The organism is Photorhabdus aballayi, from assembly GCF_026153155.1.
GTDB lineage: Bacteria > Pseudomonadota > Gammaproteobacteria > Enterobacterales > Enterobacteriaceae > Photorhabdus > Photorhabdus luminescens.
This window is the reverse complement of sequence record NZ_JAPFCD010000012.1, coordinates 106,243-118,239: the sequence shown is the minus strand read 5'-3', so window position 1 is coordinate 118,239 and position 11,997 is coordinate 106,243. Positions and strand designations below refer to the sequence as shown.

Sequence of the window (11,997 nt, the reverse complement as noted above, 5' to 3'; positions counted from 1 at the left end):
AATGGGCAATTAAAAACCCTTTCTCAAATAGAGCATTCGCGCCACCGAAGTATAACAGGATTTCTGTTGACCGTTTTAGGGGGTGTGATTGCTTACTGCCTTAAATTAAAAAAACCATCACTGAAAGTTGTCTACTCAGAAGACGATTTGCCAGTGATGGCTTAACCAGAATTCGGGTTAATTATCAAGTCTACCTATCTAACATAAAATGCAATTATTGGCAGGGGACAAGCATATTACACCTGCTTTTGTTGTTCCGCATACCAAGCTCGTGCGATGGGTTGTACTTTTACCGGTCGCTTGATTTTTAAAACCACATCATCAGGCAATTTTTTTATATCGGTGATTTCCTTGCCAACCACATAAAAAAGGAAGAACTAACAGTTCTTCTGCCGTTACTACACGTAGGGTTTCGTTGGTATAAGACTCATATGTCAGATCATAGGCAAAACATAGATGAGACATAGACTGATCATCAGTTAAAAACAGTACATTCAACCGTCTATAACCTTTTTTAGGATCGTCACTTTTGGGGGAACTTCGGCATAACCCGTTATTAATCCGTTTTTGTGTTTTGATTATGTTGATGATAGATTAATTAATTTAATGTAAAAGGAAAGGATGATGAAACGAAAAACGGGGTTTTTCTTTGATGAATATTGTTTTTGGCATAGTACTGGCGCGTATGTAGTTACTCTGCCTGTCGGAGGTTGGGTTCAGCCTTCTTCTGGAGCGACACATGCTGAATCGCCAGAAACAAAAAGACGGTTGAAAAATTTGATGGATATATCAGGCTTGAGCCACTCTTTGCACCTTTCTTCGGCATCGCCTATTGATGAACAAGCGTTACGTAAAATTCATCCGGAGGAATACCTGAAACGGTTTAAGCAAGTCAGTGATAACGGTGGAGGAATGCTTGGTATAGAAGCCCCTTTGGGACCGGGAAGCTATGAAATTGCTAAGCTCTCAGCCGGCCTTGCTTGTGCTGCGGTAGAAGCCGTGCTTAGTGGTGAGCTTGATAATGCTTACAGCCTTTCTCGACCACCAGGTCATCACTGTTTACCTGATAAGCCAATGGGATTTTGTTTTCTAGCCAATATCCCATTGGCAATTGAACAGGCAAAAGCACGTTTCGATTTAAAACGAGTTGCGGTGATTGATTGGGATGTTCATCACGGTAATGGCACTCAGCATATTTATTGGGATCGTTCTGATGTTTTGACCATCTCGCTACATCAGGATGGTTGCTTCCCTCCAGGATACAGCGGTGAAAATGATATCGGGGAAGGGGAAGGGACTGGTTATAACCTGAATATCCCATTACTTGCTGGAGCCGGACATCATAGTTATATCTATGCAATGACACAGATAGTCCTTCCTGCGCTTGAACGCTTCAAACCGGAGCTGATTATTGTTGCCTGTGGCTATGATGCGAATGCAGTGGACCCTTTGGCAAGAATGCAGCTTCATAGTGAAAGTTTCCGGGAGATGACCCGGCTAGTGCAACAGGCAGCAGATAGTTTATGCGACGGAAAACTAGTCGTTGTACATGAAGGCGGGTATGCGGAGTCTTATGTACCATTCTGTGGATTGGCTGTACTTGAACAGATGAGCGGTATTCGTACTGAAGTCAAAGATCCAATGTTAGATTCTATACGCTTGCAACAGCCAAGAGCGGAGTTTGAGTTATTTCAACAGCAGCAGCTTGATAAACTTAAAGAAAAATTCGGTCTTTGAGCTTTGATTTGAAGGTGTGGATCTACCAGCCCAGCGGGAAAACGCTTTGCACGCCCACTAGTGTTGTATTTGATGCTTTCCCGGGGCTCCTTGAACACAACTCTTTAAGAGAAAATGGCAGAGGCAATGAAAAGCCTCTGCCTGAATACTATCGCGCTGACAAAAACAACATTTTACCTATGCGAGCAATAGCCTCATTACTCTGCGCAATGGTCGCTTCAGTTTGTGTAATATAAATAGCGACGATCAGTGGCCTGTTATTTTTCGGCCAAACGATGCTGATAATCGACCGCGAACCATAACCGCCTGCCCCGGTTTTATCGGCAATTTTCCACCCGGCTGGCAAAACGGAGCGCAGCAATGCATCCGCCACCTTATCATCACGCATCCACTCTACGAGCTGCTGACGAGATGATGGTTTCAACACTTCTCCCAACGTCAATTTCTGTAATGTCTGGCTGACAGCTATGGGCGTGGTGGTATCGCGCTTATCGCCGGGTATGGCACTGTTTAATTCCGGCTCATAGCGGTCAAGATGTGTGACGTTATCGCCTAAACCAGAAAAGAAAAGGTTCATTGCAACTGGTCCCCCTACCTTTTTCGCTACCAGATTTGCGGCCGTGTTATCGCTGTAGCTGACCGCCGCACTACACAGTTGTTGCCAGTTCATCGAAGCGGGCGCGACAAATTTCTCGCTTACCGGTGAATATTCCACAAGCTCAGCCTTATTAAACTGAATGGCGTCTGTAAGCGTTACCTTGCCCTTGTCCACTTCACTGAGTAGTACGCCGCATAGCAACGCCTTAAACGTGCTATTCAGCGGAAAGCGCTCGTTGCCGCGATAGCTGACCATTTTATCTGACGCCGTATCGATAACGGCCACTCCAATGCGGGCATTCAGCGTCTGTTCTTCCTGTTTTACCACCGTAGCCAAACGGGCGCTGTCAATGGGCATTGCGTTGATACTGGCTGAAATAAACATCAGCAGAAAACAGATTGATTTAGAAGGGGAAAACATAAGTATAATCCTTTATAAGGTAAAAATTTAGTGACTGACATAAACGAGCGCCAGCAAATATATAACGTAGCAGTAAAATAGAGAATAGTAATCGCATTGCTGTTTGGCTGCACTCACCGGCCACATAGTTATCTATGCTCCCGGGGATTCGCTCCCTTGCCGTCGCGATGCATCTTGAAATCCATTGGGTATATGTATATAGCTATTTAAAATGACCACTTAACGTCGTTTATTATTCCGTTGCTCCCGAAACCTCGTTAATGACGATGCTGTTGCGAGGAATAATATAGCAAGCATTGATGAGGCTTTAGCCACATGCAATTCCGATAATCACGAGCACCAGCACATATGCTGGTGCCCAATCTAACACGTTAGAATATAACCGGTTTCTTTGTTCAGCAGGTAGAATGCGGCTGCGTTTTCTTTCCACCAATCCAGGTCTCACAGACTTTAATCTTGATGAGCTTGTCGTAATCAACCTCGTAAGGATTTTTTTCAAGGATAACTAGATCAGCGAATTTCCCGACCTCCAAAGAACCGATTTGTTCGGCTCTTCCGATATGAGCAGCTGCGTTAATGGTAACTGCACGTAATGCCTCAGTCAGATGAATTCTTTGCTCTGGGCCAATGACTGGAGAACCATTCACATCGCATTTTCTGTTAACTGCCGTGTGTATCAATTGAAGTGGTCCTATGTTAGAGCAGGGTGCATCTGTATGGAGCGAGAAAGGGATACCTTTATCCACACACTCTTGCGTTGGGTCCATCCGATTTGCGCGTTCTAACCCGAATAAGTCATTTTGATATGCATATCCATAATAGTAGACGTGGTTCATCAGAAAGCTTGGTTGAACGCCAAGATTTTTCATTGTATCAAGCTGATCAGGACGTGTAATTGTGCAATGCTCAATGCGGTTAATACCATTACTAGGATGCGTAGAATAACCTAACTGAATAGCCTCCAAGGCATCATCCAAAGTCTTGTCACCATTACAATGGATAAGAACTGGCCAACCGTATGTTGCAATATTGTCGACCATTGAGATAAGTCTTCCTTTGTGGTAATTAGTTTTCCCAGAGTCAACACTGTTAAGATATGGCTCTGTTTGAGCGGCTGTCTTGGCTTGGTTTGAGCCATCACCTACGATTTTCATCCCATAAAGTGTCATCGCAGCATCTAATTTCTGCATTGCGGCTGAGCCAACACCATATTTTTTAGACAGACAATCCAGCTCGTCCGATTGCATGCAATCAGCATACATCAAGCTAACACTGGCGCGGCAATTACCCCCTTCGACTACTTCTGCGTACTCACGGAGCAAATCAGGCAGTGTAATATTGGGCGGAACTACCACGCCAGCCTCATGAATAGTTGTATTGCCAAGTTTTGCGTTTTCGTCAAGCCATTCTATGATAGCTTCTTTTACTCTGAACTCAGTTAATTGCCCCTTTAACGCGGGGCCAATGAAAAGTTCTATTGCCTCCTCCTCATAGATCATCCCGTCATATTTTTTGCTTCCTGGATCGCCCTCTGTACCAAAATGACTACCATCTGTAAAAATGTTATTGTTGTCGTAGTATTTTGGGTCTTTATTAATATTAGCTGTGTCAAATGCTTTCTGGTTAGCTGTCGCCGTATGCATATTTATATAATAAACAAAAACCGGATTATCGGGCGCACAACTATCTAATTCCGACATCGTAAGGTTACCGCCCTGACGAAGATTGTCATATATCGAGAACAATAGCCAATCGTTCTTCTGCACGTTATTTGCCTTTGCCTTCTCTTGTATGAAGTTTAGTACTTCCTCTTTAGTCTTGCGCTCGTCGTTATAGCCACAATCGACGAAGAATCTTTTTATTACCGAACCTGTAAGTGTATGTTGATGTGGATCGATAAAACCAGGGAGAAGCGTGCGCCCCCCTTCCAGGTAGACCATCCGTGTTTTGTATGACTGAAATTTCTCTATATCATGAAAGGTCCCAACGGCCAGAATTTTTCCGTCTGCGATCGCTAATGCCTCGTATAGATTATAACTCCCGTCCATAGTGATGATGCGGCTACCACCTTTAAGGTCGGCGTGGAAGATAATATCCGCTTTTTTGTCAGGAGGAGGCCACGGCATCATCGTAGATGCCTCAGTGGCAGATGTCTCAGAGATTTCTTTATCTATCGGTCTTTGTGGTTTGCTAAGATGCAAAGCGCTTATTGTTCCCAGTAATTTTCCTACGCAAGCTTGGCACATAATCAGTTTCCTCTTGAGTTTATTTAAAATGCCCAGAATACGATATGCAGTCAATTTACTGATTTAAATTGTTAAATACTGAAAAAATTCCTCCTTTTTATTATTAGCTGGGATGTTATAAATAACTTTCCAAAATGGCTCTACACCTTATCTACCAAAAACTCTATGTATAACAATGAGTTGAAGAAAACCATGTGTAGCGGAATTATGAAACCTTATTTATACCTAATTTAGGATGATCCCGATTTCAGGAAAAATCAAGCATCTTTGAGCACGGATATAACTAAATTTGACTAACTTGTCGTTACTGTCACAAAACAAAGGATGTGAAAGTCGTAAGCATCTAATAGTGAAGGGAAAGAGATTAACCTAGATACCATGCTCAAAGGTTTTAGGCATGGGTTTAATTTTATTTTCATAAACATCTTTGTTTACATCGGAATTAACTTAGTTCAATAGATGGAACAAGAAATCCGATAAACAGGAACAGCATAACGCTGTTCCCGATAATAGTTATTTTATAAGATATACCAAATATCAAGCAGGGCTAATTGTTGCATCAATCACTTGGTAAAATGCATTTAGGGTATCTGAGATTGTCCAAACACCCAGTATAACGTGATAACCCTGATAACTCGCTGGTAAGGTACATTTATTAATAACTCTGCTGCCCGGCATTTTTTCCTGATAATCCTCAAAGCAGAAAGGTGTACTATTAAATTGCTCTCTGGTTAAAGGTTTATTGGGATCCCAATCAGGTTTAGTAATAAAATATTCCCAACTTGAGGTTTTGTGTTGAATCACAATTTCCCATTGGAACTCAATATCACCGGCAGTAATAGGGATTTTTTTCCAGCGATCTTCGGTTTGAACATCCAATGCGCCAAAATGACCAATACCAGCGCTGGCAATATGGCCATCTTCCGGACCAGCTTGCGGAAAGCCTTTCTTAGCTTCAAGAGATTGAGGCTCATACTTGACCAACCCACAATCCGTATTTTGTTCATTTCCCTGTGCAGAACAAAGGAATGCACGACTTCCTGGGCTATCAATATAACCATGAGCCCATACGCCATTGAATAAAGCTGTAATCATCGTAGCGGCTAAAGTCATCACTTTCACTTTATGTTGTTTATACATAATAGTGTCCTCCATTTTACAGGATAATTTATCTACGACAAATAAAGCCCCAGGACTTAAATATCAATTCTAGATAAATATAATATGATTATCCATTTCATAAATTGATTAATAATCTAATTATATTAAGTTATTGAAATTTTGTTTAAAATATGCCTGCTACTATTTTTTATAATATAAAACGATATGATTTTCCTAATTTATTTGATATAGATCATATAATAGGCAATTGATGCTTCTTAGGTAACATCTGTTATCTTAAAAATACTTATTTATAGTTATGGTGATATGTTTCTACCGGAATATTCCTATGCAGGTAATTCGAATAAAAAATTATCGATATTTAGATGGTAGAAAAGTAAATGATGAGAATGGTATCGTGCTAGGTGAGGATAACACAATATCACCAATAACAAAATGGAATAAATAATCCGTCATCAATATTTATATTGATAATTGATTTTTTACATAACTATGATTTTATATTAAATAATAACTCACCAATATATTACGGCTTAAAACAACAAAACTGTTCAAAACCGTAATATCTACCTAAATACTACAATAATATTCTACTAATTCTTAATAACATAAAGATCTTTTGTCGATACAAAACCCAATGGACTCATATAATACCCACCAATATAAGGTTTAACTAATCTGACGCCGATATAGTAATAAACAGGAATTGCCGGTACATCTTTTGCCAGAATATCTTCTGCTTGCTGAAAATATTTTCTTTCATTTGTTGCTTTAGCTTTATTTATCAAATCATCATAAGCAGGATTGCTATATAAGAATGTATTATTAGAACTATCAGTAACAAAGTTATTTAAAAACGAGGCAGGATTATCATAATCAGCAATCCGAGCATATCTCACCATCTCAAAATTACCTTGACGAATAACATCCAACATGGCTTTTCGCTCTTGATTCTGCAAAATAATATCTACATCCAGACTTTTTTTCCACATTGAAGTCGCCGCAATAGCAATCCGTTTATGCTCTTCTGATGTATTATAAAGAAGTTTAAATTTCAATGGATTATTTTTATTATAACCCGCTTCATTTAATAATTTCCTGGCTTTATCAATTCTTACTTGTTGTGTCCATGATGCATAATCAGGCTGCCCTAAATCCATTCCTCCGGTATTGGGCGGCGTATGATTATAAGCAGGTTCTTGGCCTTGCCCTAAAACTTTATTCGCGATAATCTCTTTATCTAAAGCCAGATTTAATGCCTGTCTGACTCTGACATCATTAAAAGGCGCTTTTTGATTATTAAAATCATAATAATAAACACCTAACGCTGGCGTAATGTGAACCTGATCACCTAATTTAGTCTTTAAGGATTTAAATAAAACTGATGGAATATTCTTAGTGATATCGATTTCTCCGGCCAAATAACGATTTATATCGGCTGTTTCTGATGCTATTGGAAGATAAGTGACTTTATTAATAACAGTGTGGGCATTATCCCAATATTGTGAATTCCTGACGCCAACAACTTTCTCATTCACAACCCATTCGGACAACTTAAATGGCCCGCTACTAACAAATACATCGGGACGAGTCCATTTTTCGCCATATTTTTCAACCGCTTTTTGGCTGATAGGCACCATGACAGGATACGCCAGCATCTGTAAAAAATAGGATACCGGTTGTTCTAACGTCACTTGCAAAGTCAAATTATCCAGTGCTTTTACACCTAATTCATCGATTTTTTTCTTACCAGAAACAATATCTTTAGCATTGACTACGTGCATATTTCCAAGATAACTGCCATACGGAGACGCCATTTTGGGATCAACTAAACGCCGCCAGCTAAAAACCACATCATGAGCAGTAATAGGGGAGCCATCAGACCACTTTATTCCTTTTCTTAGATGAAATAACCACACTTTATTATCTTTGGTTTCCCAACTGACGGCTAAATCAGGATTGATTTTGCCATCGCTGCCTGCGCTGACTAATCCACTGAAAAAATCATGAACAATATTAAATTCCACATCATTTTCAACTTTATGAACATCAAGAGACACAGGTTCTGAACCATTATTGCGAACGATATTTTGATCAACTGACAATAATGTACCTGCTGGAATAATTGCGGCATGAGATAATGCCAGATTACCAAATATAATGCCTGTGAATAAGGATATATTCCTTAATGTTTTATTCATCGTTTGTTCTCCAAGAAGATCTCATTTTGGGGTATCTGTTTCAGGGAATCCAGTTATTTGATAATTAAGGTTTTTATGCAATCTTGCAAACCAAACTTCAGAATGTTGATGACTATTTCAGATGTTAAGTTAAAATTATATGACTCTATTGAATACCCTATTTTGAATGCGAGAGGTATAACTATCATTAAGTATTAGTATAAAATATTTAGCGCTACTCTCCCTGTTTTTGGAGTCAACCACGGCTGGAGTGGTTGGGACAGCGGCTGAATATCTGAAGGAAGTAAACTGTCTTTAAGCATAATTGCAAGTAAATCCGAGGATTCTTGTTTATTTTGTTGGAGGTTTTTTACTAATTTTCGCGGTGTGGGGGCATCATATAAAATCTGAATTGGCAAGTGACACTGCATCTTGCGCGCGATTTCAATAATGAGTCTGGAAGCCTGTAATGAACTCCCTCCTAGCTGGAAGAAATCACTGTCTAGCGTACTCAATTCCGGGCTCCAATAAGATTGCTACAGGCGTTTCATGCTGTACGCCAATTTTATATAAATGTACTGCCAGTGATTGTGCTTTCTCAGTTAATTCCCGATAATTTATCGTACGTTCGGTGGTAGTTATTGCTGGATGATCAGGGTATTCCGTAGCCTTCTGTATAAAAATATCAATTAAACTAGAGTGAGTAGATTCTTTTGGTTTTTCCTCTACGAATTGAGGGTCAGAAATAGTCTCTATATATTTTTCAATCATACCTATATCCTTATTGTTTCAATAATGTATTGATGTAACTAATAACATGATAGTGAATTTTATGTACTGAAATGTCACCATTCACCGCCCAGCGTGTTACCACAGTAAAATCATTCAACCGCTTATCAGTCTCTATGAAAATTCCGTTAATTGCTTTTCAAGGTTAATCCCAGCTCAGGAATGGACACATCAATGATATCAATCTGAACATCGCTCTAGCACAAATAAAACCTCGGTGTCAAATTCAATAACATTTTATTCTCCGTAATTTTGATGAAGTAAATTAGATTATTTCTAATTAAAAGATAGGGTTAAAAAGGCAGTAAGCAATACTTTTTTATCATAATGACCAAACCTTTATCGGGGGATGGGCAAAAATAGCCGAATATGTTAAGCGTTTAGGAAAAATGGGACATAATTCATAAAATCAACATTACCTTACCGATATGTCTTAAACGAGCACTCCTGGAATAACCCTCTATAAATATTCTGTGTTTCACTAAGCAATTATTGATAACGTCACCGTATGATCTGTCTCAAATAGCGCCTGTGATAGCGCAATACAATGAGGAACATCAAAATGGACCGTATGCTAGAAGGTAAAGTTGTCATTGTCACTGGCGGCGCAAGTGGTATCGGAGCAGGTATTGCTTTAGCGGCGGCGCGTCATGGCGCGGCAACCGTAATTATCGGTGATATCACTGATCAACCCCGTGAGGGAGGAGCGCCGGTACTTCAGCGTCTTAATTCTCTTGGAACAAAAGCCATATTCCACCAGTGTGATGTCACCTCGCGGGGCAATATGGATGCATTGGTCGATGTCGCTACACCGTTCGGCGGTGTTGATCTGATGGCTTGCAATGCAGGAATTGCATTAGCTACTGATGGCCCACAGATTAGTGCCGATGATTTTCACAAGCTGCTTACAGTCAACCTTGATGGCGTTTTATTTGGCGCACAAGCGGCGGCTGAACAGATGATAAAACTGGGCAAACGCGGAAGTATTGTGGCAACGTCAAGTATGGGGTCCATAAGGACAGGCCAACTTACAACTGCCTATTCCACTAGCAAAGCAGGGGTGAATATGATGGTGGCCGCATTGGCTGATGCTTTCGGACCGTCAGGAATTCGTGTTAATGCAGTATGCCCAGGATTGATCAATACCGCACTTCCTCTTTCCTCGCCGGAAGTCGCGAAAATGTTTGATGGATTACGAGAGAGAATGCCTCTCCGAAGATTAGGGGAACCGGAAGAGGTAGGAAATGCGGTCGTATGGTTAGGCTCGGATCTCGCATCGTTTGTAACCGGCGTATCACTGCTAGTCGATGGCGGACAAACAGCAGTACTGTGAGAACACGCATTTTAAGGCAGTTTATATTCTGAAGGAGAGTAGGGTAAAATGGCTGCTCTTCAATTATATGCTGGAATTATTTACATAGAATCAACAGAACCGAATATTTTCGCCAGTTTTACTAATTGAGCAATTTCATCATTGGAGGCGCCATTTCTAAGGATATCCAGTACCGTCGAGGAGTCAGCCAGATCGATACCAAGATTCAATGTTTTGATTTTATGGAGGAAAAAACCGCACTTTTTTACACCGCTGACGGGACCTAGATTAGCCAGTATTTCTGGCACACCTTTTAAGTATCCCTTATTGCTAGTTTTTTTGTTTACCGAAAACTGGAATACAGGATATAAATTCTCTACTCCCCAATTTAATACAATGAGTTTATGATTTTCACCATATTTATTTACTGTCGGGCGGGTCACTCCTAATATATCAGCAACCTTACTGGACTTATAAACGCCACCGTATTCCCCAAGATGGGCAAGAAAAGCGTTTCTGCTTTCGATAAATTCCTCATGTTCTTTCTTTTCCGATGTGATATTTTCCACTATTTCAATATAGTTAGCTCGTCCTTTGACTTCGGCCCAAAATTCATCATCAGGGAGGGTTAACAACAGAGAAATACTCTCCGAGTCTTTGTTTTTAAGCACATTAATAAAGTGTTCAGCAAGATTGATAATGCGTGCTTTGATCAACTCAGACTGATCAAGCCCGCTTTTCGATTTCCCTGTCCGGTCATCGGGTTGTTTTGCTGATATTTCCATTAGCACCTCAATGGTATTTTGCAATTTCGGGAAATTACCTTACAGTAAATTGTAAGATAGGAAAGCTTTTTCACCAATCTCTTTCTAAGAAGTCATACTAGTCGGTGATGCGGTTCAATTCTTCTAACTCAGTACGGTTTTCTTTTTATCACTTTGATACTTCTCTATTTTTAATCGTTTGTGAAAAAGTTTCAAAGTATAGTACCCGGTACAAACTCATTGATGGCATACGGTAGAGTTGACGCTACGGGGAGTACAAATTTTGGCGCGTGTAAAGTTTCTTAGCGCTCTTTCCACGAATCAAAGTAAATGATATTACCATCAAGGTATTTCCACGTAATTTTCTCGTATCTGATTTCATCGGATTCTAAATGAGACAGATCTTTAATGTCTGCACCACCATCATCTTGTAACCACATATATGATATGCCGGTATGGCCATACTAACCTCCTGATAATTTCTCTACAAACGCGACTAACAATAAGGTCATCAAGTATTGATTTACTTTAATTCCATCCTAATTTGATGATAATTTAGCTAGATTATGCTGGTCAAATATTATTATCTCACTATAACTAGCGATAATTTTATTGACTACCTTTGAATTTCATTTTCTATTGAAAGAAAAATCGAAGGGGATGTGGATACCGGAAGTTGAAATTTACCAAGATTATCTACCGATGGTTCAATCGCAAAAATGGTGAATGTTAGTTGACTTGGGCAAAGTTACAACTGATCCTTAAAACGCCAAGCTATCTAGCAAAATGGAAAAACCTGTTTAAATCTCCACTTATCATATTAAACGTA

At 39.9% G+C, this 11,997-nt stretch carries 11 protein-coding genes and 2 pseudogenes; 3 read left to right on the top strand and 10 right to left on the bottom strand.

The window, feature by feature from the left end; translation table 11 throughout:
• Positions 1-165: pseudogene (locus tag OO184_RS09050) on the top strand (IS982 family transposase); the annotation flags it as partial.
• Between the two features lie 74 nt (positions 166-239).
• On the opposite strand, the pseudogene OO184_RS09045 reads toward OO184_RS09050, so the two are convergent.
• Positions 240-350 (bottom strand): annotated as a pseudogene (locus OO184_RS09045) (DNA replication terminus site-binding protein); the annotation flags it as partial.
• The gene (locus tag OO184_RS09040; protein WP_265378891.1) at positions 322-498 is read right to left on the bottom strand and encodes a hypothetical protein; all 177 of its coding nucleotides are present in this window, start codon (positions 496-498) and stop codon (positions 322-324) included. The gene OO184_RS09040 and the pseudogene OO184_RS09045, both read right to left, overlap by 29 nt.
• Before the next feature lie 126 nt (positions 499-624).
• Between OO184_RS09040 and OO184_RS09035 the strand changes: the two genes are divergently transcribed.
• The gene (locus tag OO184_RS09035) at positions 625-1,737 is read left to right on the top strand and encodes a histone deacetylase-like amidohydrolase (protein ID WP_265378890.1); all 1,113 of its coding nucleotides are present in this window, start codon (positions 625-627) and stop codon (positions 1,735-1,737) included.
• A gap of 148 nt (positions 1,738-1,885) precedes the next feature.
• On the opposite strand, the gene bla is transcribed toward OO184_RS09035, so the two are convergent.
• The 7 genes from bla to OO184_RS25190 all read right to left on the bottom strand — a co-directional run bounded on the left by bla (position 1,886) and on the right by OO184_RS25190 (position 9,225).
• Positions 1,886-2,755, bottom strand: a complete 870-nt coding sequence (gene bla, locus OO184_RS09030; RefSeq protein ID WP_265378886.1) for a class A beta-lactamase — start codon at positions 2,753-2,755, stop codon at positions 1,886-1,888.
• A gap of 395 nt (positions 2,756-3,150) precedes the next feature.
• Positions 3,151-4,884, bottom strand: coding sequence for an amidohydrolase (locus OO184_RS09025; RefSeq protein ID WP_265378885.1), 1,734 nt, complete (start codon positions 4,882-4,884; stop codon positions 3,151-3,153).
• A 654-nt stretch (positions 4,885-5,538) separates the two neighbouring features.
• Positions 5,539-6,141 carry a lytic polysaccharide monooxygenase gene (locus OO184_RS09020; RefSeq protein WP_265378884.1) on the bottom strand — a complete coding sequence of 201 codons (603 nt, stop codon included), beginning with the start codon at positions 6,139-6,141 and terminating at the stop codon, positions 5,539-5,541.
• 575 nt (positions 6,142-6,716) lie between these two features.
• Positions 6,717-8,324: an ABC transporter substrate-binding protein gene (locus OO184_RS09015; protein ID WP_265378883.1), complete on the bottom strand. Its 1,608-nt coding sequence runs from the start codon at positions 8,322-8,324 to the stop codon at positions 6,717-6,719.
• Between the two features lie 194 nt (positions 8,325-8,518).
• Complete coding sequence (locus tag OO184_RS09010) at positions 8,519-8,818, bottom strand: acyl carrier protein (RefSeq protein ID WP_265378882.1); 300 nt, start codon at positions 8,816-8,818, stop codon at positions 8,519-8,521.
• A complete protein-coding gene (locus OO184_RS09005) occupies positions 8,799-9,074 on the bottom strand; it encodes an AMP-binding protein (RefSeq protein ID WP_265378881.1) in 276 nt (91 codons plus the stop codon). Before OO184_RS09005 ends, OO184_RS09010 begins: the two co-directional genes overlap by 20 nt.
• Before the next feature lie 10 nt (positions 9,075-9,084).
• Positions 9,085-9,225 (bottom strand): DUF6012 family protein, encoded by a 141-nt coding sequence (locus OO184_RS25190; RefSeq protein ID WP_376712549.1) that lies wholly within the window; start codon positions 9,223-9,225, stop codon positions 9,085-9,087.
• A 429-nt stretch (positions 9,226-9,654) separates the two neighbouring features.
• Here OO184_RS25190 and OO184_RS09000 point away from each other — a divergent pair, with 429 nt between their 5' ends.
• Entirely contained in the window at positions 9,655-10,425 is a 771-nt protein-coding gene (locus OO184_RS09000; RefSeq protein ID WP_265378880.1) for a glucose 1-dehydrogenase, read from the top strand.
• A gap of 80 nt (positions 10,426-10,505) precedes the next feature.
• Here OO184_RS09000 and OO184_RS08995 read toward each other — a convergent pair whose 3' ends face one another.
• Positions 10,506-11,189 (bottom strand): hypothetical protein, encoded by a 684-nt coding sequence (locus OO184_RS08995; protein WP_265378879.1) that lies wholly within the window; start codon positions 11,187-11,189, stop codon positions 10,506-10,508.
• Between the last annotated feature and the right edge of the window lie 808 nt (positions 11,190-11,997).